General features: G+C 43.4%; 23 protein-coding genes and 10 pseudogenes. 27 read left to right on the top strand and 6 right to left on the bottom strand.

The genetic code is table 11. The features are described 5' to 3' along the window. The 4 genes and pseudogenes from K1T76_RS14745 to K1T76_RS14730 all read left to right on the top strand — a co-directional run. Window positions 1-1,953: pseudogene (locus tag K1T76_RS14745) on the top strand (hypothetical protein); the annotation flags it as partial. Window positions 1,954-3,105: 1,152 nt separating this feature from the next. Continuing rightward, window positions 3,106-4,766, top strand: a pseudogene (locus tag K1T76_RS14740) (HNH endonuclease signature motif containing protein). 628 nt (window positions 4,767-5,394) lie between these two features. After that, window positions 5,395-5,580 (top strand): hypothetical protein, encoded by a 186-nt coding sequence (locus K1T76_RS14735; protein ID WP_000755725.1) that lies wholly within the window; start codon window positions 5,395-5,397, stop codon window positions 5,578-5,580. Between the two features lie 2 nt (window positions 5,581-5,582). Further along, the gene (locus K1T76_RS14730; protein ID WP_000464611.1) at window positions 5,583-6,230 is read left to right on the top strand and encodes a Fic/DOC family protein; all 648 of its coding nucleotides are present in this window, start codon (window positions 5,583-5,585) and stop codon (window positions 6,228-6,230) included. A gap of 106 nt (window positions 6,231-6,336) precedes the next feature. On the opposite strand, the gene K1T76_RS14725 is transcribed toward K1T76_RS14730, so the two are convergent. Then, window positions 6,337-6,666, bottom strand: coding sequence for a DUF4236 domain-containing protein (locus tag K1T76_RS14725; RefSeq protein ID WP_031974808.1), 330 nt, complete (start codon window positions 6,664-6,666; stop codon window positions 6,337-6,339). Window positions 6,667-6,874: 208 nt separating this feature from the next. On the opposite strand from K1T76_RS14725, the gene K1T76_RS14720 reads away from it, so the two are divergent. The 3 genes and pseudogenes from K1T76_RS14720 (at window position 6,875) to K1T76_RS14710 (ending at window position 8,880) form a co-directional block, all read left to right on the top strand. Beyond that, entirely contained in the window at window positions 6,875-7,741 is an 867-nt protein-coding gene (locus tag K1T76_RS14720) for a WYL domain-containing protein (protein ID WP_230245731.1), read from the top strand. 10 nt (window positions 7,742-7,751) lie between these two features. Then, window positions 7,752-8,120: pseudogene (locus tag K1T76_RS14715) on the top strand (BrxA family protein); the annotation flags it as partial. A 54-nt stretch (window positions 8,121-8,174) separates the two neighbouring features. Continuing rightward, window positions 8,175-8,880 (top strand): annotated as a pseudogene (locus tag K1T76_RS14710) (IS6 family transposase). Between the two features lie 52 nt (window positions 8,881-8,932). Here K1T76_RS14710 and intI1 read toward each other — a convergent pair. Then, window positions 8,933-9,730: pseudogene (gene intI1, locus K1T76_RS14705) on the bottom strand (class 1 integron integrase IntI1); the annotation flags it as partial. A 172-nt stretch (window positions 9,731-9,902) separates the two neighbouring features. On the opposite strand from intI1, the gene K1T76_RS14700 reads away from it, so the two are divergent. The 5 genes from K1T76_RS14700 to K1T76_RS14680 all read left to right on the top strand — a co-directional run bounded on the left by K1T76_RS14700 (window position 9,903) and on the right by K1T76_RS14680 (window position 13,007). Further along, window positions 9,903-10,355, top strand: coding sequence for an NAD(+)--rifampin ADP-ribosyltransferase Arr-3 (locus K1T76_RS14700; RefSeq protein ID WP_001749986.1), 453 nt, complete (start codon window positions 9,903-9,905; stop codon window positions 10,353-10,355). Window positions 10,356-10,460: 105 nt separating this feature from the next. Next, window positions 10,461-11,048 (top strand): AAC(6')-Ib family aminoglycoside 6'-N-acetyltransferase, encoded by a 588-nt coding sequence (gene aac(6')-Ib, locus K1T76_RS14695; RefSeq protein ID WP_033917551.1) that lies wholly within the window; start codon window positions 10,461-10,463, stop codon window positions 11,046-11,048. A gap of 168 nt (window positions 11,049-11,216) precedes the next feature. Beyond that, entirely contained in the window at window positions 11,217-11,564 is a 348-nt protein-coding gene (locus K1T76_RS14690) for a quaternary ammonium compound efflux SMR transporter QacE delta 1 (RefSeq protein WP_000679427.1), read from the top strand. Next, complete coding sequence (sul1, locus tag K1T76_RS14685) at window positions 11,558-12,397, top strand: sulfonamide-resistant dihydropteroate synthase Sul1 (protein WP_000259031.1); 840 nt, start codon at window positions 11,558-11,560, stop codon at window positions 12,395-12,397. The genes K1T76_RS14690 and sul1 overlap by 7 nt, the downstream gene beginning before the upstream one ends. Before the next feature lie 127 nt (window positions 12,398-12,524). Further along, a complete protein-coding gene (locus K1T76_RS14680) occupies window positions 12,525-13,007 on the top strand; it encodes a GNAT family N-acetyltransferase (protein ID WP_079377981.1) in 483 nt (160 codons plus the stop codon). Here K1T76_RS14680 and K1T76_RS14675 read toward each other — a convergent pair. Together K1T76_RS14675 and K1T76_RS14665 are read right to left on the bottom strand one after the other, a co-directional pair. Further along, window positions 12,953-13,659: pseudogene (locus K1T76_RS14675) on the bottom strand (IS6 family transposase). The gene K1T76_RS14680 and the pseudogene K1T76_RS14675 sit on opposite strands and share 55 nt — an antisense overlap. Before the next feature lie 141 nt (window positions 13,660-13,800). After that, window positions 13,801-14,255: pseudogene (locus K1T76_RS14665) on the bottom strand (helix-turn-helix domain-containing protein). Between the two features lie 250 nt (window positions 14,256-14,505). Between K1T76_RS14665 and K1T76_RS14660 the strand changes: the two are divergent. The 5 genes and pseudogenes from K1T76_RS14660 to K1T76_RS14640 form a co-directional block, all read left to right on the top strand. After that, window positions 14,506-15,063 (top strand): annotated as a pseudogene (locus K1T76_RS14660) (recombinase family protein); the annotation flags it as partial. Window positions 15,064-15,336: 273 nt separating this feature from the next. Then, window positions 15,337-15,681, top strand: coding sequence for an SMR family transporter (locus K1T76_RS14655; protein WP_042086420.1), 345 nt, complete (start codon window positions 15,337-15,339; stop codon window positions 15,679-15,681). Next, the gene (locus K1T76_RS15075; RefSeq protein WP_230245730.1) at window positions 15,682-15,861 is read left to right on the top strand and encodes a TetR/AcrR family transcriptional regulator; all 180 of its coding nucleotides are present in this window, start codon (window positions 15,682-15,684) and stop codon (window positions 15,859-15,861) included. A gap of 8 nt (window positions 15,862-15,869) precedes the next feature. Next, complete coding sequence (locus K1T76_RS14645) at window positions 15,870-16,238, top strand: hypothetical protein (RefSeq protein ID WP_227556674.1); 369 nt, start codon at window positions 15,870-15,872, stop codon at window positions 16,236-16,238. Between the two features lie 129 nt (window positions 16,239-16,367). After that, window positions 16,368-17,693 carry an ISNCY family transposase gene (locus tag K1T76_RS14640; RefSeq protein WP_230245729.1) on the top strand — a complete coding sequence of 442 codons (1,326 nt, stop codon included), beginning with the start codon at window positions 16,368-16,370 and terminating at the stop codon, window positions 17,691-17,693. A 136-nt stretch (window positions 17,694-17,829) separates the two neighbouring features. Here K1T76_RS14640 and K1T76_RS14635 read toward each other — a convergent pair. Further along, window positions 17,830-18,198: pseudogene (locus K1T76_RS14635) on the bottom strand (IS1-like element ISAba3 family transposase); the annotation flags it as partial. A gap of 80 nt (window positions 18,199-18,278) precedes the next feature. Here K1T76_RS14635 and K1T76_RS14630 point away from each other — a divergent pair. From K1T76_RS14630 to K1T76_RS14585, 10 genes and pseudogenes are all read left to right on the top strand, one after another. Further along, complete coding sequence (locus K1T76_RS14630; RefSeq protein WP_002002480.1) at window positions 18,279-19,121, top strand: carbapenem-hydrolyzing class D beta-lactamase OXA-58; 843 nt, start codon at window positions 18,279-18,281, stop codon at window positions 19,119-19,121. Between the two features lie 217 nt (window positions 19,122-19,338). Further along, window positions 19,339-20,471, top strand: a protein-coding gene (locus K1T76_RS14625; RefSeq protein WP_223155595.1) for an IS3-like element ISAba14 family transposase whose coding sequence is annotated in 2 segments (ribosomal slippage) — window positions 19,339-19,591 and window positions 19,591-20,471 — 1,134 coding nt in all. Because the reading frame shifts where the segments join, the coding sequence is not laid out codon by codon here. A 105-nt stretch (window positions 20,472-20,576) separates the two neighbouring features. Further along, a complete protein-coding gene (locus K1T76_RS14620) occupies window positions 20,577-21,356 on the top strand; it encodes an APH(3')-VI family aminoglycoside O-phosphotransferase (protein ID WP_014386410.1) in 780 nt (259 codons plus the stop codon). A gap of 151 nt (window positions 21,357-21,507) precedes the next feature. Continuing rightward, window positions 21,508-22,533, top strand: a complete 1,026-nt coding sequence (locus tag K1T76_RS14615; protein ID WP_004994718.1) for an IS30-like element ISAba125 family transposase — start codon at window positions 21,508-21,510, stop codon at window positions 22,531-22,533. A gap of 100 nt (window positions 22,534-22,633) precedes the next feature. Beyond that, the gene (locus K1T76_RS14610; RefSeq protein ID WP_004201164.1) at window positions 22,634-23,446 is read left to right on the top strand and encodes a subclass B1 metallo-beta-lactamase NDM-1; all 813 of its coding nucleotides are present in this window, start codon (window positions 22,634-22,636) and stop codon (window positions 23,444-23,446) included. Between the two features lie 3 nt (window positions 23,447-23,449). Next, entirely contained in the window at window positions 23,450-23,815 is a 366-nt protein-coding gene (ble, locus tag K1T76_RS14605; RefSeq protein WP_004201167.1) for a bleomycin binding protein Ble-MBL, read from the top strand. Between the two features lie 4 nt (window positions 23,816-23,819). Next, window positions 23,820-24,458, top strand: a complete 639-nt coding sequence (locus tag K1T76_RS14600) for a phosphoribosylanthranilate isomerase (RefSeq protein WP_004201168.1) — start codon at window positions 23,820-23,822, stop codon at window positions 24,456-24,458. A gap of 145 nt (window positions 24,459-24,603) precedes the next feature. Then, the gene (locus tag K1T76_RS14595; RefSeq protein ID WP_001067855.1) at window positions 24,604-25,308 is read left to right on the top strand and encodes an IS6-like element IS26 family transposase; all 705 of its coding nucleotides are present in this window, start codon (window positions 24,604-24,606) and stop codon (window positions 25,306-25,308) included. Window positions 25,309-25,359: 51 nt separating this feature from the next. Further along, window positions 25,360-25,485 (top strand): annotated as a pseudogene (locus tag K1T76_RS14590) (type II toxin-antitoxin system RelE/ParE family toxin); the annotation flags it as partial. Further along, window positions 25,486-25,767 carry an addiction module antidote protein gene (locus K1T76_RS14585; RefSeq protein ID WP_000985609.1) on the top strand — a complete coding sequence of 94 codons (282 nt, stop codon included), beginning with the start codon at window positions 25,486-25,488 and terminating at the stop codon, window positions 25,765-25,767. A 79-nt stretch (window positions 25,768-25,846) separates the two neighbouring features. Here K1T76_RS14585 and K1T76_RS14580 read toward each other — a convergent pair whose 3' ends face one another. Next, window positions 25,847-26,266: an SMI1/KNR4 family protein gene (locus K1T76_RS14580; RefSeq protein WP_001180106.1), complete on the bottom strand. Its 420-nt coding sequence runs from the start codon at window positions 26,264-26,266 to the stop codon at window positions 25,847-25,849. Window positions 26,267-26,333 lie beyond the last annotated feature (67 nt).

Here is a 26,333-nt window from a genome sequence, read left to right as displayed (position 1 = left end):
GAACAGCAGATCAATCTAGATACAGCCACTGAAGAGCAGTTTGAGGAAATGTATCGCACGATTGTTGAAGAAAAACTGCTGAATGATCAGAAAAATCATAAAACGACCGCACAAACCAACAACAATAAAAAATACAATACCTCGGGTTATGCCTTTGATCGGCTGAAAGCCTTTCACCAATACTTAGTCAAGAATCATCGTGCACCGATTGTGCAATATTTATATGAACGTCAAAGTGACGGTTTATTTTTAAAAACCAGACTCATTAGTCCGCAGATGTTTCAATTGATGATACGGATTCTTAGAGAATACCCAGAAGCTTTGGGTCTGACTGAGCAGGATGCAACCTGTCTAGAATGGGTCTATACATTGGCATTTAGACTGGGCTTGCGTATTGATGAAGCTGCCGGGATCTGTATCGATGATTTTGTATCTCCGCAGTTACGAAAACATCCTGACAATCGACAGCTCTATTATGTGTTTGAATCCGCTTTAGATCAGCAGAAAGACGATCGATCTCACCATAAAATGAGAAAAACAATGGGTGATATTGATGATCTCACCCTTAGGATTCGTCTAAATTCTGAGCGTGATCTGAAAAGTGATAATGCCACGCGTCAGTTTGATTTAGCTTATTTTTTAGCACCGGACGAGTTCACAGGATTTTGTCGCTTTTATCAAAACCAGTTACCTGGCTCTAAAGCGACTGCAGCAGTCTGCAATAGAAAAATCAAACAGCTCTTTATGCTGGGTGAACAACCTTTATCCAGTACAAATTTATCAAAAATTACCCAGTTGCTGTTTAATACTGTATTAGGGACAAACGATCATCAATATACCTTTCACGCTTTCAGGCATAGTACCGCTTCACATTTGGCTATCCTTTTAAAAGGCAGCATAGCACTGGTACGTTGTTTTACTGACTATGATTCCGAGTTTGGGCGTAAGCTTAAAAAGCACATTTTACCCAATATGAAGGATGCTTCATCGCGTAGTGCCCAAGCCTGGTCTCGACTTGCGCATCTGATGGGGCATGAAGACATTCGGATCACTGCAAGACATTATCTGCATCATCTGAATATCCTGATTGCTGACATGTTTTATCAAGCAAACCGTGAATATTCACCTCAATTGATCAAGGCATTATTAGGCGATAGTCAGTTGATGCATCGCGATTTCAAGGTTAAATTTCAGTCGAATGAAACAGATATTTTAAAATTGATGAAGAAGATTCATTCACACACAGAAAATAATTCTCAAACTGCTGCATTAAAGAGCAAGAAAAAGCAGAAGCAGCCTCAACAACAGGACGTATTTTTATACCGTGAAACGTTTCTAGACGAATACCGGAAGTGGCGGGAAAAAAAAGAAAAAGCAACGATCGATCCTGAAGTATTGAAATTCATTCAATCGATCAGCCAGCCGTTTTCTCTCTATACAAGTCACGTCAAAAATGATGCTAATCATGAGGATCTTATCGGTTTTACTTGGAAGAAAATGGTGACATGGTCTAATCACTATGAGATTGAGAAACCTTTTAACTTAAATAAAAATGTAACCCAGAATGATCTTAAACATTTTTTTTATTGTTTAGAAAATAAAATTTCACTTGAAAAAGATCGTCCTATTTTGAATTTTAAGGCATCATCTGAAAATGACTTGATTGACTATCAAAGATTCTTAGATTTTATTAATAAAATTTATTCAAAAGATTCAGATAATTTTTTAAAATATTCAGATAATTTTGAATGGGATGAATATAATACGGGTGAATTTAATAATGTAAAAAAGGGCGAGGTGAAAATAAAAAAATATAAAATATGGAATAAAAAAGATAATAATTTTATTCAAAAGATGCTGTTGCAAAGCGTCTTTTACAAGATGAAAGAGTGCCTAGAGGTTCTATCAGAGGTTGACGATATCAACGGAAATTCATCAAAAAAAACACATTGAAATCAGATGGATATTTTTGTTGATTTTACAGCTTAGTTTTTTAGCATATTTTTGCAGAAAAGTGAGTTTTTATCGCTCAAAAACTGGGTAATTAAGGGTGAAAATCCAACCCCGGGTTTTAGGCTTTTTGAGTGTTTTTTTAGCCTAAAAACAGCATTGTTGAGACGCAAGACAATAATCACGCTACGTTAAAATTAATTGAAATATTATTGATATAAATAATACCTTTTGTTGTTAATAAAATAATAAATTAAAAGCGATTTAATATGAAATTGAGTGTTGTTTTAAATTAATTGGAGAATCAGTTTTAAATAATGTAACCCTCTATTTTGGGTTGATTTTTTGGTTTTTTAACCAAATAAAAAGTACGTTTTTTCATATTATGTTGATAATTTTTAATCAATTTTATACATTGCTGAAGATAGAAACTGTATTTAAGTTGAATTAATCTGTTTTGATGAGTTAATGCTCATAAATGAAAATTCCTTATTCTAGCCTTTAGTTAAAACTGCTAATCATAAATATTCTAAAAATAGCCTAAGCTTAATAAGTGGTTCAAAAAAATTTTGGCTTTTGCTTTGTCAAAATCTGATTTGCCAAGCAAAAATTGGGAATCCGCGAATTTGATTTTTTGTTTTAATAATGCTCAATATTTTAATTTATTGAGGTCCTTTCATAGAATTAATGATTAAAAAAAGTCTAATTTGGTTTGACCAAAGAAAAAGATACAAATATGATAATTACATTACAGTAAAATCTGTAATCAGGCGTGGAAACCTGAAAATTACTACAGAAGCATTAAAACTGCTTTAAGCGGTTTTTTTGTGCTTATTATGCTTAGCTTGCCATTATGGTAGGCCAGGCAGGGCAGTCGATGACTGGCCGTCTTCTGTAGTGCGGTATTTCCACCCCTGTTTGGTCTACCTCCATCTCGTGGAAAAAGATGGTTGTAGATAGTAAAATCTAAACTACAGGTACTCAGCATGAAGATTTCATTATCTCAAATCCCCATTTCTCTTACGTTTCTTTTGTTAGCGCTGACCGGATATTGACGGTCATTTAATTCATCGCTTTAACCAAATTGAACGATATGCACTTTCAAATTTCGTATTTGAGCGAATATAGAGAAGTGCTGCCTGGAGAAAACAAAAAATGGGCCAAACTCGATTACTGACGAATATCATTCAGCGTAAAGTCATGTTGCCAGAAGAAATGTCACCATCAATGCAACGAGACAATTTTGAAGTTGCACTGACTGATTTTGAAAAGCATGCCATCATCAAATGTTTATTTAAAGCGGATAACCAGCGTTCTACTGAATGTTGGAGTGTGCGGGAAATTGCAAACTTTATTGGGAATTGCACAGAAGATCAAAATATCAATTTGTGTATCTTGTATTGGAAAGATATACACGGCAACATCTATATTATCGATGGGGCGCATCGTCTTTCGAGTATTTATGCGTGGGTCAAGAGATATTTTGCAGATGAACAAGCCACTCAAGCGCCTAATTTTAGCGATCAACAAAAAGAAGATATTCGTGACCTGCGAAATCATTTAGGGGATCTGGCTGACTTCCAAAAAATTTGTATTGATCCTAAATTTGCAGAACAAAAATCTAAATTAGACGATATTAAAATCAGTTTCCGGCAAGTGCTTGGTACTCCAGAAGATGCACGACGCGTATTCCAATCGATTAACTCAGATACTAAACGCCTGGATAAATATGAGGAATATCATCTAAGAAGTCGGGGAAGTGATGCATATTATGCGATCTATGCTTGTTGTTATATCAATGACAATAAATCCAATTTAGAAGAGCTTCAATATACACGTTTAAATGCGCTCATCGAGTTGGGGGAGAGGATCCATCAGCTGCTTTTCTCTACCATCTTATTAGATACTGAAATGAGTCATGGCAAAAAAATTGGCTTGGTCAATGAGCTCATGAATATCATCGCGGGTGATCGGATTCATAATATCATGAGCCTGAATCAGGGTGAACGCGTTGAAAAGATCATGTCACATCTGTTTACATTACTTTTGCAGAATGAAACACTCCTGTAAAAAATACTGGGGTTCCGAGTTTGGGCTTACATCCGTTCTTATATTTTTATAAGGACCAGCGTTTTCAAATTACTTCCTTTCTAGCATGGTTTTCAATTGTGTTTGAAATTCATGAAAGTCGCATGCAGATTCATCATCGAACGATTAGTTTCAAGGACTTCACCCGGGTACGCCGTAGTATTGAGTTCTTGATCGCCAATTTCCCCGTGGCGACCACCGAAACGGTCGGCAAGTTCGGCAGTGGTATCAAGGGCTATGATCGGCTACAAATTGTCTATAAAGCCTTTATTTGCTTAAGTTTGGAAATGGAGGTTGATTTTGATGATGAGGAATGCCTGAATACATTTATTCTGTCCATGTCTAAAAGGTGACTCAAATACATAAACTTTAATGAGTTTTATGTTGAAAGATTTTTGGGGAATTATGATGATACGGTCGTGAAGCATGTGGTGGGATATGTGGAGTCGATTAGTCCAATCTCGCGCTCAAAGCCCAAATCCTTTTCAGCATTAACCAAAAGTTTACTTAAGCACAATTTTCTGGTGGGTAATCATAACTTTTGCCTCATTTGTGATGGATTAATCTATCTTGATTCTACTGAATCGGATCATAAAATTGCCAAAGCCGTTGGTGGGCAAGGGGTGCTAGAGAATGGTCTGCTGGTTCATCCAATCTGTAATAGAATGAAATCAGATCTCAGCTTAGAAGAGATCAGAGCGGATTTGTTTGGTGAGTTATTGTATTAATCAGCAGGGCTATGTTTTTGTGTTCTCAAGTGTGTTAATTAATGATAAATCACATGATTTAACTTTTGATCTATTTTGCCAATGTGGTTTTTTAATTCAGTAGACCTCTTGCGAAAGTATAGTTTTATCTAATTTTTGAATTGGCTAAAGCCTCATAAAATATAGCTTTTGGCTGCTTAAAATTTGACTAACGCAAGAAGTCTAATGCAGAATCATAGTTAGAAGCTAGCTGTAGTTTCTGAATGATCGTCAAGATCCTTAGTTTTGCCCATAGATTCCCTCTATGGGTATTTTTTTGATCAAAAATCATGTGTAGATGCCCTAGAATAAACCTTTTAGCATTTCATAAGCAATCAAGATTAAGCCTGACACCATCAGCACCACAAAAATGAGTTCCACTCTAGTTAACATAGTAATTCCATTTACTTTTCACCCAATTTATGTGGCAAATAAGTCGTAGTAGCAATGACATAACATGACATAGAAAATAATCAAAAAGACAGAATTTGGATTTTTATATTCAAGGTGAATTATTAAGATAATTGTGAAAACTTCATAGGAACTTCTTTTTCTCAATGAAAATGTTATATCCTTAGAGTCTGCATGATCCATTTGAAGCGAGAATTTTATGAAAAAAGTTATTGGTATGAGAAATAGCCGTACTGAAGCCTTTAAAATCGTAAAAGCTTCATTTGCCGTAGATAATTTGGTTGTAGATAATAAAGGCTTACAAGCAATTAATGACTATGTGACGGGTTCTAAGACATTTGAACAAGCCAGAAATACACTCGTTGAAATGTACCGTGTACGATAAAAATGTTTTTTGATGATGCACTACATTATTATCTGACGGAAGAAGATTTTTATGATGATCCATTCTGTGATGAAAATGGTGTTTTGATCAACAATCTTGGTATTTCTAATACCAAAGACCTGAATGAGGCAGAGAAAGCGCTAAGTGCCTTACAAAATACAAGGTTACAGGAAAATATCTCTGTTTTTCTAGGCAATTTTGATTTACAGCACTTACAAAATATACATCATCAATTATTTATGGATGTCTACCCATGGGCTGGCCAATTAAGACGCGTGAATACCTATAAAGGTGAATGTATCTTTCTCCGTTACAATAGCATAGCTCCTTTATCAGATCTGCTGTTTTCATGCCTCAATAATAACTTTAACCATTTGATTAATAATAAAGAAAATATAGATTTGGTCTGTAGTTTTTTAGCCAGATTTTTTGTTGTTTTAAATTATATTCATCCATTTAGAGAAGGTAATGGTCGCTCACAACGTTTCATGCTAGGCCAGATACTATTTAAGTTAGGTTATACGATCGATTGGACCACTGTGAGTTCAGATGCTATGAATCAAGCAGTGATCGCAGGATGGAAAGAAGGTAACTTTAAGCTCACTGAAAAAATGATTAAACTTAATATTCAAAGATTAGAAGTAAGTTGAACACCTAACCAATATCGTACTCAGCATCAATTTTGGTGTTTCTTCAGGCCTACTGCTGACACTTCAAATGATTCCATGATAAAAATCAAACATCATTGTAAAGCCTCTAAAAGACGATTGCTCCAACAATAAAACACAACACCCCAAAAGCGATCCAGAGCCAGACAGTTGATCTGGATGTCTGCATACCTGGGTTATTCAATGGCGGTGGTTGCTCAGAGGCGTTCTGTGGAGTATTCGGCCTGTTTGTATGAGGATGATGCTTGGAATAAGAAAGTCCTGTTCCGGGAATGCCCACGCTGGTTCGGGTGCCTTTTTTACCAATATTTAAAGAAGCACCGGGTTTGCCAATGCTGGCACTGCTGATGCCTTTATGGGTCAGATTAATTTTAAAACCCGGGAATAATTTAATACTTTTACGAAATCTAAAACCCATATTGCTCTCATTCTAAAACTTAGCTCAATTCACGCGCTATACCAGGATCCATGATCTGCTAGAGATCGTACTTTGACGGCTATCATCAGGATACTAGTATATTTTTTATCTGGTGATTGCAATACTACCTTTAAATACCGTCAAAAATCTTTACTGTATATTTGCTGTAGGGTAATCTTAAAACTACTATTTATTGACTGATTGGTATATGACGACAGATAAGCATGAAGTCCTTCTCAGAATGAGAGCCATTGAACTCCTTGCATACTGGGAAGGTCGTTTGGTTACCAATCGTTTGATGAGCTGGTTTGGACTTAGTCGACAGCAGGCTTCTGCGGATATCAAGCGCTATAATACGCTGTATAACCCCGATGCCTTGATTCATGACCCCTCCGTCAAGGGTTATGTGCCTAAAGCCAGCTTCCAGCCTGTACTGACTACAGCGCATATCAATGAATATCTCAATATGCTCTCGGGCTTGGTCAGTGAATCGCATGCCCTGATTGCGATGCCAGAACCGAATCTTGCAGCAGTTCAATTACCTGATCGCAGTGTACGTCCTGAAGTGATTCGGGAAGTTTTGCGTGCCTGCCGAAACCAAAACACTTTAAAAATGATTTATGCCTCGATGCAGAATCCGCAGTGGCATGAACGCATCATTTCCCCACACACCCTGGTGTATACCGGTTTTCGCTGGCATGTCCGTGCCTATTGCCATCAGAGCAAGCAGTTTAAGGACTTTTTACTCTCCAGAATTGATCGCACACCTGTTGTGGTGGCGATTGAGTCAGTAGACCCTGCTCAGGATCAGCAATGGCATGAAGAAATTGTACTGACGCTGATCCCTAATCCAAAATTGAATGAAGCTCAAAAAGCGCTGGTCGAAAAAGACTTCGGCATGCCTGATGGCAGATTACAGATTCCGGTCAAAAAAGCCCTGGCTCACTATACCTTGCAGCGATATCAGGCTGCGATCACGCTGGCTGAAGCAGATGATGCCTTGAAATATCCCTTGGTACTACAACGTTCAGATATCGAAAAACTGTCGTCTTATCTGTTTGATCAGGCCTCATAGGAGATTGGCCATGTTAGAACAATTTCATTATGACAGTGACCTGATTGGTGGTTCACTGATGGTGCGTGAAAGTCGGTTAATCGCGGATCTGTTATTGCGTGAGGCGACTCCAGAACAATGGCATCAGGCGATTCAGGTGGACAATATTCTGCAAAAAAGAACGCCTGCTTCAGCTCAACGCAATGCCACCGCTATTCGTAAGCGTCTGGAGCGCTTGGAGCCTGATTTCTGGAAAGCACTACGTGATGGGGATGATGAGCTGGCGACCCAGGTGGCTTTTTGTGGCGCATTGGAACGCAACCTGTTGCTGCTTGAGTTTATGGAAACAGTGATGAGAGAGGCCTATATCTCCCAGGCTCAATACCTGGACGGCACTGTTGCAAATAGTCGGTGGTGATAAACTTATCATCCCCTTTTGCTGATGGAGCTGCACATGAACCCATTCAAAGGCCGGCATTTTCAGCGTGACATCATTCTGTGGGCCGTACGCTGGTACTGCAAATACGGCATCAGTTACCGTGAGCTGCAGGAGATGCTGGCTGAACGCGGAGTGAATGTCGATCACTCCACGATTTACCGCTGGGTTCAGCGTTATGCGCCTGAAATGGAAAAACGGCTGCGCTGGTACTGGCGTAACCCTTCCGATCTTTGCCCGTGGCACATGGATGAAACCTACGTGAAGGTCAATGGTAGCTGGGCGTATCTGTACCGGTAGCGTCGACAGCCGGTACTGCACTGTCGATTTTTATCTCTCCTCCCGTCGTAACAGCAAAGCTGCATACCGGTTTCTGGGTAAAATCCTCAACAACGTGAAGAAGTGGCAGATCCCGCGATTCATCAACACGGATAAAGCGCCCGCCTATGGTCGCGCGCTTGCTCTGCTCAAACGCGAAGAAGTGGTGCCCGTCTGACGTTGAACACCGACAGATTAAGTACCGGAACAACGTGATTGAATGCGATCATGGCAAACTGAAACGGATAATCGGCGCCACGCTGGGATTTAAATCCATGAAGACGGCTTACGCCACCATCAAAGGTATTGAGGTGATGCGTGCACTACGCAAAGTAAAGCCTCAGCATTTTATTATGGTGATCCCCTGGGCGAAATGCGCCTGGTAAGCAGAGTTTTTGAAATGTAAGGCCTTTGAATAAGACAAAAGGCTGCCTCATCGCTAACTTTGCAACAGTGCCTTCTACGGCACGTTTGAAGGCGCGCTGAAAGGTCTGGTCATACATGTGATGGCGACGCACGACACCGCTCCGTGGATCGGTCGAATGCGTGTGCTGCGCAAAAACCCAGAACCACGGCCAGGAATGCCCGGCGCGCGGATACTTCCGCTCAAGGGCGTCGGGAAGCGCAACGCCGCTGCGGCCCTCGGCCTGGTCCTTCAGCCACCATGCCCGTGCACGCGACAGCTGCTCGCGCAGGCTGGGTGCCAAGCTCTCGGGTAACATCAAGGCCCGATCCTTGGAGCCCTTGCCCTCCCGCACGATGATCGTGCCGTGATCGAAATCCAGATCCTTGACCCGCAGTTGCAAACCCTCACTGATCCGCATGCCCGTTCCATACAGAAGCTGGGCGAACAAACGATGCTCGCCTTCCAGAAAACCGAGGATGCGAACCACTTCATCCGGGGTCAGCACCACCGGCAAGCGCCGCGACGGCCGAGGTCTTCCGATCTCCTGAAGCCAGGGCAGATCCGTGCACAGCACCTTGCCGTAGAAGAACAGCAAGGCCGCCAATGCCTGACGATGCGTGGAGACCGAAACCTTGCGCTCGTTCGCCAGCCAGGACAGAAATGCCTCGACTTCGCTGCTGCCCAAGGTTGCCGGGTGACGCACACCGTGGAAACGGATGAAGGCACGAACCCAGTGGACATAAGCCTGTTCGGTTGGTAAGCTGTAATGCAAGTAGCGTATGCGCTCACGCAACTGGTCCAGAACCTTGACCGAACGCAGCGGTGGTAACGGCGCAGTGGCGGTTTTCATGGCTTGTTATGACTGTTTTTTTGTACAGTCTATGCCTCGGGCATCCAAGCAGCAAGCGCGTTACGCCGTGGGTCGATGTTTGATGTTATGGAGCAGCAACGATGTTACGCAGCAGGGCAGTCGCCCTAAAACAAAGTTATGCAGCCAAATCCCAACAATTAAGGGTCTTAAAATGGTAAAAGATTGGATTCCCATCTCTCATGATAATTACAAGCAGGTGCAAGGACCGTTCTATCATGGAACCAAAGCCAATTTGGCGATTGGTGACTTGCTAACCACAGGGTTCATCTCTCATTTCGAGGACGGTCGTATTCTTAAGCACATCTACTTTTCAGCCTTGATGGAGCCAGCAGTTTGGGGAGCTGAACTTGCTATGTCACTGTCTGGCCTCGAGGGTCGCGGCTACATATACATAGTTGAGCCAACAGGACCGTTCGAAGACGATCCGAATCTTACGAACAAAAGATTTCCCGGTAATCCAACACAGTCCTATAGAACCTGCGAACCCTTGAGAATTGTTGGCGTTGTTGAAGACTGGGAGGGGCATCCTGTTGAATTAATAAGGGGAATGTTGGATTCGTTGGAGGACTTAAAGCGCCGTGGTTTACACGTCATTGAAGACTAGTCCTTTGCATAACAAAGCCATCAAACCGGACGCCAGAGATTCCGCGCCTGTTGCGCATGGCTTCGCCATTTTATGCGCAATAGGCGCGCCACCCTGTCGCCGTTTATGGCGGCGTTAGGCATCACAAAGTACAGCATCGTGACCAACAGCAACGATTCCGTCACACTGCGCCTCATGACTGAGCATGACCTTGCGATGCTCTATGAGTGGCTAAATCGATCTCATATCGTCGAGTGGTGGGGCGGAGAAGAAGCACGCCCGACACTTGCTGACGTACAGGAACAGTACTTGCCAAGCGTTTTAGCGCAAGAGTCCGTCACTCCATACATTGCAATGCTGAATGGAGAGCCGATTGGGTATGCCCAGTCGTACGTTGCTCTTGGAAGCGGGGACGGATGGTGGGAAGAAGAAACCGATCCAGGAGTACGCGGAATAGACCAGTCACTGGCGAATGCATCACAACTGGGCAAAGGCTTGGGAACCAAGCTGGTTCGAGCTCTGGTTGAGTTGCTGTTCAATGATCCCGAGGTCACCAAGATCCAAACGGACCCGTCGCCGAGCAACTTGCGAGCGATCCGATGCTACGAGAAAGCGGGGTTTGAGAGGCAAGGTACCGTAACCACCCCAGATGGTCCAGCCGTGTACATGGTTCAAACACGCCAGGCATTCGAGCGAACACGCAGTGATGCCTAACCCTTCCATCGAGGGGGACGTCCAAGGGCTGGCGCCCTTGGCCGCCCCTCATGTCAAACGTTAGATGCACTAAGCACATAATTGCTCACAGCCAAACTATCAGGTCAAGTCTGCTTTTATTATTTTTAAGCGTGCATAATAAGCCCTACACAAATTGGGAGATATATCATGAAAGGCTGGCTTTTTCTTGTTATCGCAATAGTTGGCGAAGTAATCGCAACATCCGCATTAAAATCTAGCGAGGGCTTTACTAAGCTTGCCCCTTCCGCCGTTGTCATAATCGGTTATGGCATCGCATTTTATTTTCTTTCTCTGGTTCTGAAATCCATCCCTGTCGGTGTTGCTTATGCAGTCTGGTCGGGACTCGGCGTCGTCATAATTACAGCCATTGCCTGGTTGCTTCATGGGCAAAAGCTTGATGCGTGGGGCTTTGTAGGTATGGGGCTCATAATTGCTGCCTTTTTGCTCGCCCGATCCCCATCGTGGAAGTCGCTGCGGAGGCCGACGCCATGGTGACGGTGTTCGGCATTCTGAATCTCACCGAGGACTCCTTCTTCGATGAGAGCCGGCGGCTAGACCCCGCCGGCGCTGTCACCGCGGCGATCGAAATGCTGCGAGTCGGATCAGACGTCGTGGATGTCGGACCGGCCGCCAGCCATCCGGACGCGAGGCCTGTATCGCCGGCCGATGAGATCAGACGTATTGCGCCGCTCTTAGACGCCCTGTCCGATCAGATGCACCGTGTTTCAATCGACAGCTTCCAACCGGAAACCCAGCGCTATGCGCTCAAGCGCGGCGTGGGCTACCTGAACGATATCCAAGGATTTCCTGACCCTGCGCTCTATCCCGATATTGCTGAGGCGGACTGCAGGCTGGTGGTTATGCACTCAGCGCAGCGGGATGGCATCGCCACCCGCACCGGTCACCTTCGACCCGAAGACGCGCTCGACGAGATTGTGCGGTTCTTCGAGGCGCGGGTTTCCGCCTTGCGACGGAGCGGGGTCGCTGCCGACCGGCTCATCCTCGATCCGGGGATGGGATTTTTCTTGAGCCCCGCACCGGAAACATCGCTGCACGTGCTGTCGAACCTTCAAAAGCTGAAGTCGGCGTTGGGGCTTCCGCTATTGGTCTCGGTGTCGCGGAAATCCTTCTTGGGCGCCACCGTTGGCCTTCCTGTAAAGGATCTGGGTCCAGCGAGCCTTGCGGCGGAACTTCACGCGATCGGCAATGGCGCTGACTACGTCCGCACCCACGCGCCTGGAGATCTGCGAAGCGCAATCACCTTCTCGGAAACCCTCGCGAAATTTCGCAGTCGCGACGCCAGAGACCGAGGGTTAGATCATGCCTAGCATTCACCTTCCGGCCGCCCGCTAGCGGACCCTGGTCAGGTTCCGCGAAGGTGGGCGCAGACATGCTGGGCTCGTCAGGATCAAACTGCACTATGAGGCGGCGGTTCATACCGCGCCAGGGGAGCGAATGGACAGCGAGGAGCCTCCGAACGTTCGGGTCGCCTGCTCGGGTGATATCGACGAGGTTGTGCGGCTGATGCACGACGCTGCGGCGTGGATGTCCGCCAAGGGAACGCCCGCCTGGGACGTCGCGCGGATCGACCGGACATTCGCGGAGACCTTCGTCCTGAGATCCGAGCTCCTAGTCGCGAGTTGCAGCGACGGCATCGTCGGCTGTTGCACCTTGTCGGCCGAGGATCCCGAGTTCTGGCCCGACGCCCTCAAGGGGGAGGCCGCATATCTGCACAAGCTCGCGGTGCGACGGACACATGCGGGCCGGGGTGTCAGCTCCGCGCTGATCGAGGCTTGCCGCCATGCCGCGCGAACGCAGGGGTGCGCCAAGCGGCACTGTTGCAAAGTTAGCGATGAGGCAGCCTTTTGTCTTATTCAAAGGCCTTACATTTCAAAAACTCTGCTTACCAGGCGCATTTCGCCCAGGGGATCACCATAATAAAATGCTGAGGCCTGGCCTTTGCGTAGTGCACGCATCACCTCAATACCTTTGATGGTGGCGTAAGCCGTCTTCATGGATTTAAATCCCAGCGTGGCGTTGATTATCCGTTTCAGTTTGCCATGATCGCATTCAATCACGTTGTTCCGGTACTTAATCTGTCGGTGTTCAACGTCAGACGGGCACCAGTACTTCGCGTTTGAGCAGAGCAAGCGCGCGACCATAGGCGGGCGCTTTATCCGTGTTGATGAATCGCGGGATCTGCCACTTCTTCACGTTGTTGAGGATTTTACCCAGAAACCGGTATGCAGCTTTGCTGTTACGACGGGAGGAGAGATAAAAATCGACAGTGCAGTACGGCTGTCGACGGTACCAGGTACAGATACGCCCAGCGGTCATTGACCTTCACGTAGGTTTCATCCATGTGCCACGGGCAAAGATCGGAAGGGTTACGCCAGTACCAGCGCAGCCGTTTTTCCATTTCAGGCGCATAACGCTGAACCCAGCGGTAAATCGTGGAGTGATCGACATTCACTCCGCGTTCAGCCAGCATCTCCTGCAGCTCACGGTAACTGATGCCGTATTTGCAGTACCAGCGTACGGCCCACAGAATGATGTCACGCTGAAAATGCCGGCCTTTGAATGGGTTCATGTGCAGCTCCATCAGCAAAAGGGGATGATAAGTTTATCACCACCGACTATTTGCAACAGTGCCGTTTCATCAACATAACCTAATATAATTTCACCACGTGCCGCTTGCTCTCGTAATTTTTCAATCTGCTGTGTTGCTTGTTCAAATGCAATCGGATCTCTTTTTTTTCAAGCTATGACGGGTACGCTTGAAGACCATACCTGAATCACGTAAAAACTTACGAATGGTTTCAACAGACACGGACACTTCGTATTCTTCATGTAGTTTGACTCGGATTTGTTCTGCATTGAGTGGACTTGTATTGACCCAATCTAGGATTTTCGCCTGATAGTCTGAGATCAATGTATTGGTAGACCTGAGCGATGACCTTCTTTAATCGATTCAAACTCATACAATTCCCAACGTCGGCGTTGTAGCCTTATGGTTTCTGGGATACGTTCTTGTAGAGTGGCAACTTCCGCAACACTTTTACCTTCAGAAAGCCAGAGAATAGTTTGGGCACGTTGTCTTTCACGCCAATGTTTTGCATGCTTGGTAAGAAAAATGAGTCGTTCTCGCTGTTCTAAACTAAGTGGTACAGAAACAATTCGAGGCATGTGTGAACATCTGTTAACTAAAAAAACTTTTTCGCATGATTAGTTATTTTTGTCAACTTATTCAATAAAAAAACTATAATCATTATGTTAATTTAGAGTATACCCTAAAGTTACAATCTGAAAGTTCATGAAATTATGTATCATTTAAATGGTTTTTAATCATAAGTAACATGTAACTTTAGTGTTAAAGAATTATAATTTACGAAATTGTTCATTTTTATCCAATTGGGGCGTGAAAAAGTGAAATAGTAAAAAAGTAGGGTATGTCCGGGTAAGTTCTGTCGAGCAAAACACTGGACGTCAACTTGAAGGAATTGAGGTCGACCGGATTTTTGTTGACCGTGCTTCAGGTAAAAATACTGACCGACCTAAATTTCAGGAAATGTTGAACTATGTCCGGGAAGGGGACAGGGTGATTGTACATTCAATGGATCGTTTTGCGCGAAGCCTAAAAGATTTGGTCACTGAAGTAGATAAACTGGTCAAACGAGGGATCGCCATCCAGTTTGTAAAAGAAAATATTACTTTTACAGCCGAATCCACCCCGATGGATAATTTGATGCTTCAAATGATGGGTGCTTTTGCACAGTTCGAACGTGAGATCATTTTAGAGCGGCAAAAGGAAGGAATAAAACTCGCCTCTGCTCAGGGGAAGTACAAAGGTCGGGTGCATAAACTAAAGCCTGACCAAGCTGAAGCTTTACGACAAGCATGGAAGGAGGGGAAGTATTCATCGAAAATGGCATTAGGGAAAGCTTTTGGGATTAGTCGTCAGGCGGTATACCGATATTTACAAGTTAGTGAATAGCTTATTGGGATTAGCAACTAAATTTAGTTTAACTTATAAAAATCATGAAACACTGTTCGAATTTTAAGCGTGGAACGTGAAAAATCACAAAAAAAGCCCACCTTGGGGAAGGTGGGCTATCAACTAGAAACTACAGCATTGATTTCTAAGTGGAATTATAACACATTACGTATAAGGTGTATTATGTTAATTTTAGAAAATCTAAAATAATTATTGATAATTTTTTTGAAAATTTAACATACCTTCCGATTGGTATGTTAGGTATGATTACTTATGAACAGTGTGTTACTCGCTTATGTATTACTTGGATTTGCAATAGTTTCCGAAGTGATTGGAAGTAGTTTTTTAGTTAAATCGGAAGGGTTTACAAAACTTTTTCCAAGCGTGATGGTCCTTATTTTTTTTAGCACGGCATTTTATTTATTATCACAAGTTATTAAAACAATCCCTTTAGGTATCGCATACGCTATATGGGCTGGTGTTGGGATTGTTCTAACTGCTGTAGTTGGCTACTTTGTTTTTAAACAGACACTAGATAATCCTGCTTTAATTGGAATTGGTTTTATCGTATCTGGCGTAATAATTATTAATTTATTTTCGCAATCAGCAGGTCATTAAGTGAAAGAAATTCGGCAACAAAAGAAGCAACCAGAGGTTATTCGAAAGCGCATCCTTGAACAGGCAACTATTCTTGTTTCTCAAAAGGGTATTTCTGGTGTTTCTATTCAAAATATTGCTACAGCAGTAGGTATAACAAAAGGGGGGGTATTTCACCATTTCCCGAATAAAAAAATTTGATAGAAGAAATGTTCAATCAAATAATTCTTGATTTAGATCAAACAGTTGAATACTTGATTAAACGCGATCCAACAGAATATGGTAAATTCACACGAGCTTATATTCATAGTTCTTTTATCCATCAAATAGATGGGGTGGTTTCTGCTTGGTCAGCGTTATCAATGACTATGATCACAGAGCCTACCTTTAATAAAATTTGGATGGAATGGCTAAAAAATAGATTATCTCAACATGCAGAAACGGATAGTCATCCTGATTTAGAGTTACTTCGTTTAGCAGCAGATGGGTTGTGGCTACAAAGTATTACCGGAGTCATTGATGATGAGCAATGTTCAAAATTAGAAGACGATCTGCTTAATCGAACCTATTTAACATAAAATCTCTTATGCGCAGTTCGAGTGTAAGCCCCAAGTAGAAATGTCCGGTTTCTCCAAAGTAAAAATGTCCGCTTTTAGAATATGCACTTTTGCAATTTCGTTAGCGGACGGTTTGATATGTTGGTGTCTATGTCGGATAAAGAACTTAAACGATTGTCGGTCTTGCAGGAAATCTGCGATCAACGCATAACTCAATCCCAGGCTGCTCAGCTACTTCATATTTCAGAACGTCAGATCAGACGCTTACTGCAGAAATACAAAGCTCAAGGTCCAGCTGCATTAGCCCATGCCGGTCGTGGCCAAATCAGCAATTCCAAACTTCCTGAAGAACTCAGACTCAAGTGCCTCAATATTGTTTCGGATCAACTGCATGGTTTCGGACCCACTTTAGCGCATGAAAAGCTCACCACTGTTCATGGATTCGATATTTCAGTGGAAACACTGCGTTCCTGGATGATTGCAGCCGATCTGTGGATTCCTCGATCCAAGCGCCTGAAACGCCCGTATCAGCCTCGTTACAACCGGGATTGCTTTGGTGAACTGATCCAAATTGATGGCTCATATCATGACTGGTTTGAAGGACGCGCTGCTAAATGCTGTCTGCTGGTGTTTATCGATGATGCTACAGGAAAATTGCAGCATTTACGCTTCTGTGAATCAGAATCAGCCTTTGATTATATGATTTCAACACGCTTGTATGTTGAGCAGCATGGTAAGCCGTTGGCGTTTTACAGTGATAAACATTCAGTCTTCAGGGTGAATCAAAGCAGCAAGAAAGACACCAAGATTACCCAGTTTGGACGCGTACTCAGTACCCTCAATATCGATATCATCTTCGCCAATTCACCACAAGCCAAAAGTAGTGTAGAACGGGCGAATAGAACGCTTCAGGACCGTCTGATTAAAGAAATGCGCCTGGAAGGCATCTATTCGATTGAGCAAGCGAATGCCTGGCTGCCCTGCTTTATCGAGCAATTTAATCGTAAATTTGCCAATATGGTATTTAATCCCAAGGATCTACACCGGACTGTCACTGAAACAGCCGAAGAATTAGATGATGTTTTTACCTGGCGTGAACCCCGCAGAGTCACGAACAGCCTGACGATTACTTATGATAAATGCGTATATTTACTGGAAAATACCGAAGAAAATAAAAGGTTGATCGGCAAGTATCTTGAGTTTCTGGAATACCCGGATGGCACGGTAGCCATTGAACATCAAGGAAGAAAAATCAATTACAGCATCTTCGATAAATTAAGTCAGCTCAACCAGCGAGAGGTTGTTGAGAATAAACGTTTAGGTGCTGTTCTCAATCATATTCAACAACAGCACGAAGAATTAGAACAGCAAAACAAACGCAATCGTTCTCAATCTATGCCAAAAAGACGTGCACAGAAAACAGCAATTCAACAACGAAATCTGAATCCTGTGCTTGACTTGGAAATGTCTGTATAGGACATTTCTATTTGGTTTTAAGATAGGACATTTCTACTTTGGAATAACAGGGAGAGTGTTAGAACCCATTTAAAGTGTCTATATTCTCACCAATAAAAATGTCCGGTTTCTCCGAGGTAAAATATGACTTTTGAACAAAAATAAGCCATTGTTTATTCTTTTTATTTCCAACAAAATTCCAGAACTCATCTACTTCGAGAGATTCATAATGACTTTGCTGAGGCTGAATTTCATAGGTTGATTCAGTTAAAGTACGTAAAACTTTACCGATACTGATGCGCTCAACTTCAGCAATATCTCGTATACCGCTGCCTCTGACCATCAACTGTAATATTTTACGAGTAATACCTGACTTACATCCTAGATAGCTCAGTGCATGATCACCAATAAACTGACGTTTACAGTCTTTGCACTGATAGTTTTGTTTCCCATCTACTTTGATACCATTTTTCTTTATACTATCACTGAGGCAGGTTGGACATTTGATTGCTAGAGTTATTTGCATTTCTCTATTTTATCAAAATCCAATCGGCTTTTTCTTCAGCATACTTTTTGAAACACTACCAAATTTTAAAGTTGTATATCATGAAATTATTAAAAATATTGAGTTTAGTTTGCTTAAGCATAAGTATTGGGGCTTGTGCTGAGCATAGTATGAGTCGAGCAAAAACAAGTACAATTCCACAAGTGAATAACTCAATCATCGATCAGAATGTTCAAGCGCTTTTTAATGAAATCTCAGCTGATGCTGTGTTTGTCACATATGATGGTCAAAATATTAAAAAATATGGCACGCATTTAGACCGAGCAAAAACAGCTTATATTCCTGCATCTACATTTAAAATTGCCAATGCACTAATTGGTTTAGAAAATCATAAAGCAACATCTACAGAAATATTTAAGTGGGATGGAAAGCCACGTTTTTTTAAAGCATGGGACAAAGATTTTACTTTGGGCGAAGCCATGCAAGCATCTACAGTGCCTGTATATCAAGAATTGGCACGTCGTATTGGTCCAAGCTTAATGCAAAGTGAATTGCAACGTATTGGTTATGGCAATATGCAAATAGGCACGGAAGTTGATCAATTTTGGTTGAAAGGGCCTTTGACAATTACACCTATACAAGAAGTAAAGTTTGTGTATGATTTAGCCCAAGGGCAATTGCCTTTTAAACCTGAAGTTCAGCAACAAGTGAAAGAGATGTTGTATGTAGAGCGCAGAGGGGAGAATCGTCTATATGCTAAAAGTGGCTGGGGAATGGCTGTAGACCCGCAAGTGGGTTGGTATGTGGGTTTTGTTGAAAAGGCAGATGGGCAAGTGGTGGCATTTGCTTTAAATATGCAAATGAAAGCTGGTGATGATATTGCTCTACGTAAACAATTGTCTTTAGATGTGCTAGATAAGTTGGGTGTTTTTCATTATTTATAAGAATTAGAAGTTTGAGGTTAATCTATTTTTGGTAGTGTTTCAAAAAGTATGCTGAAGAAAAAGCCGATTGGATTTTGATAAAATAGAGAAATGCAAATAACTCTAGCAATCAAATGTCCAACCTGCCTCAGAGATGGATCCGTAAATTTGAACAACTCCTATAAGTGATATTCTGCTCCTCAAATGATGTTATAAACATCAATATATGGAGTATTTTATGGCACGTAGACCAAGAAGAAATCATTCAAATGATTTTAAAGCTAAGGTAGCACTTGCTGCGATTAAAGCAGAAAAAACACTTGCTGAATTGAGTGCTGAGTTTGATGTTCATCAAAACCAAATTATTGACTGGAAAAATCAATTGATCTCAGCTTCCTCGCAAGCTTTCGATCAATCAAAAGCTCCAACAGAACCACCCATCGATCTAAAAAAACTACATGCAAAAATCGGTGAGCAGGCATTAGAAATTGATTTTTTAGAAGGTGTGTTGAAGAAACTGGGCCGCTTCAACCACAAAAGTTAATCGACGACTCACTTCAGATTTCAGTATCTAAGCAAGCTAAGCTGCTGAAAGTCTCCCGTGGTTGTTATTACTATCGCCCAAAACCTGTGAGTGCATCAGATCTGAAGCTGATGCGATGTATTGATGAATTACATATGCAATATCCTTTTGCAGGCAGTCGTATGATGCGTGATTTGTTGAATCGTCAAGGACATCATATAGGACGACGTCATACACGTACTTTAATGAAGAAAATGGGTATTCAGGCGTTATATTGCAAACCAAATTTAAGCCAGGCTAATCAAGCTCACCGTAAATATCCATATCTGCTCAAAGGGTTGGCTATTCAGCGCAGTAATCAAGTGTGGTCTACGGATATAACGTATATCCCTATGGCAAAAGGCTTTGTTTATTTATGTGCTGTGATTGATTGGCATAGCCGCAAGGTACTTGCGCATAGGGTATCGATTAGTATGGAGGTGGATTTTTGTATTTCGGCTTTAAATGAAGCGATTGAAAAATATGGTCGACCTGAAATATTTAATACAGACCAAGGCAGCCAGTTTACCAGTGATGCATTTATTGATGTATTGAAATCAAATGGCATTCAAATCAGTATGGATGGTAAAGGTCGATGGGTAGATAATGTGATGGTTGAACGATTATGGCGGAGCGTTAAATATGAAGAGGTGTATCTCAAAGCTTATAGCAGTGTCACAGATGCGAAAAAGCAATTAAGTGCATATTTTGAGTTTTATAATTTGAAACGACCTCATTCGAGTCTAGACAAAATGACACCAAATGAGTTTTACTATGATCAGCTACCCCAACAAAACAAGGTGGCTTAACTAGAGCGGAATATCACTTATAAATACGCTTTTAGTTGTTCAAACAAGTGGGACCACCTCTCTCGCATTTGCGGGGTTTTTAATGCTGAATAAAAGGAAAACTTGATGGAATTGCCCAATATTATTCAACAATTTATTGGAAACAGCGTTTTAGAGCCAAATAAAATTGGTCAGTCGCCATCGGATGTTTATTCTTTTAATCGAAATAATGAAACTTTTTTTCTTAAGCGATCTAGCACTTTATATACAGAGACCACATACAGTGTCTCTCGCGAAGCGAAAATGTTGAGTTGGCTCTCTGAGAAATTAAAGGTGCCTGAACTCATCATGACTTTTCAGGATGAGCAGTTTGAATTAATGATCACTAAAGCGATCAATGCAAAACCAATTTCAGCGCTTTTTTTAACAGACCAAGAATTGCTTGCTATCTATAAGGAGGCACTCAATCTGTTAAATTCAGTTGCTATTATTGATTGTCCATTTATTTCAAACATTGATCATCGGTTAAAAGAGTCAAAATTTTTTATTGATAACCAACTCCTTGACGATATAGATCAAGATGATTTTGACGCTGAATTATGGGGAGACCATAGAACTTACCTAAGTCTATGGAATGAGTTAACTGAGACTCGTGTTGAAGAAAGATTGGTTTTTTCTCATGGCGATATCACGGATAGTAATATTTTTATAGATAAATTCAATGAAATTTACTTTTTAGATCTTGGCCGTGCTGGGTTAGCTGATGAATTTGTAGATATATCCTTTGTTGAACGTTGCCTAAGAGAGGATGCCTCGGAGGAAACTGCTAAAATATTTTTAAAGCATTTAAAAAATGATAGACCTGACAAAAGGAATTATTTTTTAAAACTTGATGAATTGAATTGATTCTAAGCATTATCTAAAAATACTTAATTGTCTTTTAACGTCGCTAAATTTTAAATAAATAAGTGAAGAGTGTTAGTGGAGCCACTGATTTAAAGTTGGCAGAGTAAAACTTGAAGTGCGACATAAACCACCTAATTAATTTAAAGGGTTTATGGAGTATATAAAATTGTCATACCATCATCTTAACTTTGAAGATCGTACTGCATTAATGCTTGAGTCAAGAAAAGAAGGCTTTTCAGCCAGAAAATTTGCTGAACTCATTAAAAGACATCCTAGTACGATCTATCGTGAGCTTAAAAGAAATAGCATCAATGACGTTTATCAAGCTCGATATGCTTCTGATAACACCTTCGCTAGACGTAGACGTGGTCACAGAAAACTCAAAATCGATTCAATCCTCTGGAAATTTATTGTTGAAGCGATCCGTTGTTTATGGTCTCCTCAGCAAATAGCAAAGCGTTTAAAGACATTTCCTGATTTGGATCAAACAATGAATGTAAGCCATACAACGATTTATTCAACGATACGAGCATTACCAAAGGGTGAGTTGAAAAAAGACTTATTATCCTGTCTACGTCATGAAAATAAAAAGCGAAAAGCTAACGGTGAACCTAAAAAAGATTCTATATTACAGGATATTAAAACTATTCATGAGCGCCCAGCCGAAGTTCAAGAAAGAAAAATACCGGGTCATTGGGAAGCTGATTTAATTAAAGGTAAAGACAATAAAAGTTCGATAGCAACACTTATTGAACGAAATACACGGCTCTGTATCTTGGCAACATTACCTGATGCAAAGGCAGAATCAGTGCGCAAGGCTTTAACTGAAGCTCTGAAATATTTACCTGCAGAACTGCGTAAAACGTTGACCTATGACCGTGGACGTGAGATGTCAGAACATAAAATACTCGAAGAAGATTTAGGCATAGATGTATATTTCTGTGACCCACATTCACCCTGGCAAAAAGGCACATGCGAAAATATGAATGGTTTAATTAGGCAATATTTACCTAAAGGGATTGATTTAAATCAGGCAGATCAGCATTATTTAAATCAAGTTGCCATGTCACTGAATACTCGTCCTAGAAAGGCGTTAGATTGGCTTACACCATTAGAGAAATTTGCTCAGCTTGTTGATTATCATATGGCTTTTGAAACTGTCGCACCTCATGTTTGAATTCGCCCCATATTTTTGCTACAGTGAACCAAATTAAGATCATCTATTTACTAGGCCTCGCATTTGCGGGGTTTTTAATGCTGAATAAAAGGAAAACTTGATGGAATTGCCCAATATTATGCACCCGGTCGCGAAGCTGAGCACCGCATTAGCCGCTGCATTGATGCTGAGCGGGTGCATGCCCGGTGAAATCCGCCCGACGATTGGCCAGCAAATGGAAACTGGCGACCAACGGTTTGGCGATCTGGTTTTCCGCCAGCTCGCACCGAATGTCTGGCAGCACACTTCCTATCTCGACATGCCGGGTTTCGGGGCAGTCGCTTCCAACGGTTTGATCGTCAGGGATGGCGGCCGCGTGCTGGTGGTCGATACCGCCTGGACCGATGACCAGACCGCCCAGATCCTCAACTGGATCAAGCAGGAGATCAACCTGCCGGTCGCGCTGGCGGTGGTGACTCACGCGCATCAGGACAAGATGGGCGGTATGGACGCGCTGCATGCGGCGGGGATTGCGACTTATGCCAATGCGTTGTCGAACCAGCTTGCCCCGCAAGAGGGGATGGTTGCGGCGCAACACAGCCTGACTTTCGCCGCCAATGGCTGGGTCGAACCAGCAACCGCGCCCAACTTTGGCCCGCTCAAGGTATTTTACCCCGGCCCCGGCCACACCAGTGACAATATCACCGTTGGGATCGACGGCACCGACATCGCTTTTGGTGGCTGCCTGATCAAGGACAGCAAGGCCAAGTCGCTCGGCAATCTCGGTGATGCCGACACTGAGCACTACGCCGCGTCAGCGCGCGCGTTTGGTGCGGCGTTCCCCAAGGCCAGCATGATCGTGATGAGCCATTCCGCCCCCGATAGCCGCGCCGCAATCACTCATACGGCCCGCATGGCCGACAAGCTGCGCTGAGCCATGGCTGACCACGTCACCCCCAATCTGCCATCGCGCGATTTCGATGTGACAGAGGCGTTTTATGCGAAGCTGGGCTTTGCGACGAGTTGGAAGGATCGCGGCTGGATGATCCTGCAGCGCGGCGGTTTGCAGCTCGAATTCTTCCCCTATCCTGACCTCGACCCAGCTACGAGCTCGTTCGGCTGTTGCCTGCGGTTGGATGATCTCGATGCCATGGTGGCATTGGTGAACGCGGCGGGAGCCGAGGAAAAAAGCACCGGCTGGCCGCGCTTCAAAGCTCCGCAACTGGAGGCGAGCGGCCTGAGGATCGGCTACCTGATCGATCCCGACTGCACGCTGGTGCGGCTGATCCAGAACCCCGACTGACCGCATGCCCGCGAAAATCAAGATTTGCGGGATCAGCACACCCGAGGCGCTCGATGCGACCATCGCGGCGCGGGCGGACTATGCCGGGTTGGTGTTCTATCCAGCGTCGCCCCGTGCGGTTACGTCGAATGTCGCGGGCGCTTTGACATCGCGCGCAGCTGGCCAGATCGCCATGGTCGGTTTGTTCGTCGATGCGGATGATGCTGTCATCGCCGACGCACTGGTGGCAGCCAAGCTGAACGCGCTGCAGCTGCACGGTTCGGAATCGCCCGAACGCGTGGCCCAGTTGCGCGCGCGGTTTGGCAAGCCGGTGTGGAAGGCGCTGCCCGTCGCCAGCGCCAGCGATGTCGCACGCGCCGCAGCCTATGCCGGGGCGGCGGACTTGATCTTGTTCGACGCCAAGACCCCCAAAGGCGCGCTGCCCGGCGGCATGGGGTTGGCGTTCGACTGGTCGCTGCTGGCCGGATATCGCGGTGCCTTGCCGTGGGGGCTGGCAGGCGGGCTAAATCCGACGAATGTTGCCGAGGCGATTGCGCGCACCGGAGCGCCGCTGGTCGATACCTCCAGCGGCGTCGAAAGCGCGCCGGGCGTCAAGGATACCGACAAGATTACCAATTTCGCCTTTGCGGTGCGCTTGGCCTAAATCGCGTCGATCAATAGGCGTCGTTCAGCGCAAAGATCGGCTTGCGGGTGCGCCACTGCCCTCGGGTGAAGTCGGGAAAATCGGCACTGTTGCAAATAGTCGGTGGTGATAAACTTATCATCCCCTTTTGCTGATGGAGCTGCACATGAACCCATTCAAAGGCCGGCATTTTCAGCGTGACATCATTCTGTGGGCCGTACGCTGGTACTGCAAATACGGCATCAGTTACCGTGAGCTGCAGGAGATGCTGGCTGAACGCGGAGTGAATGTCGATCACTCCACGATTTACCGCTGGGTTCAGCGTTATGCGCCTGAAATGGAAAAACGGCTGCGCTGGTACTGGCGTAACCCTTCCGATCTTTGCCCGTGGCACATGGATGAAACCTACGTGAAGGTCAATGGCCGCTGGGCGTATCTGTACCGGGCCGTCGACAGCCGGGGCCGCACTGTCGATTTTTATCTCTCCTCCCGTCGTAACAGCAAAGCTGCATACCGGTTTCTGGGTAAAATCCTCAACAACGTGAAGAAGTGGCAGATCCCGCGATTCATCAACACGGATAAAGCGCCCGCCTATGGTCGCGCGCTTGCTCTGCTCAAACGCGAAGGCCGGTGCCCGTCTGACGTTGAACACCGACAGATTAAGTACCGGAACAACGTGATTGAATGCGATCATGGCAAACTGAAACGGATAATCGGCGCCACGCTGGGATTTAAATCCATGAAGACGGCTTACGCCACCATCAAAGGTATTGAGGTGATGCGTGCACTACGCAAAGGCCAGGCCTCAGCATTTTATTATGGTGATCCCCTGGGCGAAATGCGCCTGGTAAGCAGAGTTTTTGAAATGTAAGGCCTTTGAATAAGACAAAAGGCTGCCTCATCGCTAACTTTGCAACAGTGCCGGATTTATTACTGCAAGCAAGGGCAAAGGGTTGTTATTCTTTTAGCAGGCGGAGATAAGTCTACGCAAAGTAAAGATATAAAACTTGCCCTGCAATTGGCACAAGATTTAGAGGAGGAGCTATAAATGGCTATTAAACTTCGCAAATGGGACAGTGCTGAGCATCTTAAAACAGAGGATGATATGCAGGCTTACTTACAAGCATGTATTGAAGAATCTAATGGCGATGCCGCATTCATTGCAAAGGCTTTAGGTAACATTGCAAAAGCTAAAGGAATGGCTCAATTATCACGAGATACAGGCTTAGGCCGAGAAAGTCTTTATAAAGCACTTTCTGGTGATGTTAACCCTAGTTTTGATACTGTGATTAAAGTTGTAAAAGCACTGAATTTACGCTTAGCAATTTAAAAAAAGTTATTAAAAAATGGAGCTTTAGGCTCCATTTTTTAATTTCGTATAAGGTGTATTATGTTAATTTTAGAAATTCTTAATTTCCATCTATCCAAACTTGCTTGATCCAATCTGCTAAATCTTCCCACTGCTCATCGCTATATCCATCTGCTGTCCAATATCTAATTTTATGATTAGGAGATAGGCAATAATAACTACCATTATCTTCACAAATAGGTAGCCAATCTTCTGGCAGACCTTGCTCCCTAGCATCATTTAATATCTGAGATAGCCCTCGATAGCATTCTTTCTCATCTGTAAGAGACGCTAATTCAATTGTTCCATAAAAGATATTGCTAATCTCTTTCAAAACTTTTTTATAATCTTTTGGAAAAATAAAACCTATTTTTCGTTCATAAGCAGATATGAAAATATCATCAGGTAGTTCTATGTTTAGACGACTATTCCCAGATAGTTCTTTTAATTCTTGAATAATGTTATCAAGCTTATTTTGCATATACATTCTGCTCTATCGCATTAAAGTTCTTACTACAATTTAACATAATGGCTGTTATGCGAAACGA

Source organism: Acinetobacter sp. PW68 (assembly GCF_020982655.1).
GTDB classification, from domain to species: domain Bacteria; phylum Pseudomonadota; class Gammaproteobacteria; order Pseudomonadales; family Moraxellaceae; genus Acinetobacter; species Acinetobacter towneri_A.
Note: the sequence above shows the minus strand (reverse complement) of the source record. Positions and strands in the feature narration are given on the sequence as shown.

Coding starts and splice junctions, on each gene's coding strand:
- K1T76_RS14610 (WP_004201164.1), top strand. CDS start 22,634: ATGGAATTGCCCAATATTATGCACCCGGTCGCGAAGCTGAGCACCGCA.
- K1T76_RS14720 (WP_230245731.1), top strand. CDS start 6,875: ATGACGACAGATAAGCATGAAGTCCTTCTCAGAATGAGAGCCATTGAA.
- K1T76_RS14700 (WP_001749986.1), top strand. CDS start 9,903: ATGGTAAAAGATTGGATTCCCATCTCTCATGATAATTACAAGCAGGTG.
- K1T76_RS14655 (WP_042086420.1), top strand. CDS start 15,337: ATGAACAGTGTGTTACTCGCTTATGTATTACTTGGATTTGCAATAGTT.
- K1T76_RS14725 (WP_031974808.1), bottom strand. CDS start 6,666: ATGGGTTTTAGATTTCGTAAAAGTATTAAATTATTCCCGGGTTTTAAA.
- K1T76_RS14690 (WP_000679427.1), top strand. CDS start 11,217: ATGAAAGGCTGGCTTTTTCTTGTTATCGCAATAGTTGGCGAAGTAATC.
- K1T76_RS14620 (WP_014386410.1), top strand. CDS start 20,577: ATGGAATTGCCCAATATTATTCAACAATTTATTGGAAACAGCGTTTTA.
- K1T76_RS14645 (WP_227556674.1), top strand. CDS start 15,870: ATGTTCAATCAAATAATTCTTGATTTAGATCAAACAGTTGAATACTTG.
- K1T76_RS14680 (WP_079377981.1), top strand. CDS start 12,525: ATGGACAGCGAGGAGCCTCCGAACGTTCGGGTCGCCTGCTCGGGTGAT.
- K1T76_RS14735 (WP_000755725.1), top strand. CDS start 5,395: ATGAAAAAAGTTATTGGTATGAGAAATAGCCGTACTGAAGCCTTTAAA.
- K1T76_RS14640 (WP_230245729.1), top strand. CDS start 16,368: ATGTCGGATAAAGAACTTAAACGATTGTCGGTCTTGCAGGAAATCTGC.
- sul1 (WP_000259031.1), top strand. CDS start 11,558: ATGGTGACGGTGTTCGGCATTCTGAATCTCACCGAGGACTCCTTCTTC.
- K1T76_RS14615 (WP_004994718.1), top strand. CDS start 21,508: ATGGAGTATATAAAATTGTCATACCATCATCTTAACTTTGAAGATCGT.
- ble (WP_004201167.1), top strand. CDS start 23,450: ATGGCTGACCACGTCACCCCCAATCTGCCATCGCGCGATTTCGATGTG.
- K1T76_RS14585 (WP_000985609.1), top strand. CDS start 25,486: ATGGCTATTAAACTTCGCAAATGGGACAGTGCTGAGCATCTTAAAACA.
- K1T76_RS14580 (WP_001180106.1), bottom strand. CDS start 26,266: ATGCAAAATAAGCTTGATAACATTATTCAAGAATTAAAAGAACTATCT.
- K1T76_RS14600 (WP_004201168.1), top strand. CDS start 23,820: ATGCCCGCGAAAATCAAGATTTGCGGGATCAGCACACCCGAGGCGCTC.
- K1T76_RS14730 (WP_000464611.1), top strand. CDS start 5,583: ATGTTTTTTGATGATGCACTACATTATTATCTGACGGAAGAAGATTTT.
- K1T76_RS14630 (WP_002002480.1), top strand. CDS start 18,279: ATGAAATTATTAAAAATATTGAGTTTAGTTTGCTTAAGCATAAGTATT.
- K1T76_RS14595 (WP_001067855.1), top strand. CDS start 24,604: ATGAACCCATTCAAAGGCCGGCATTTTCAGCGTGACATCATTCTGTGG.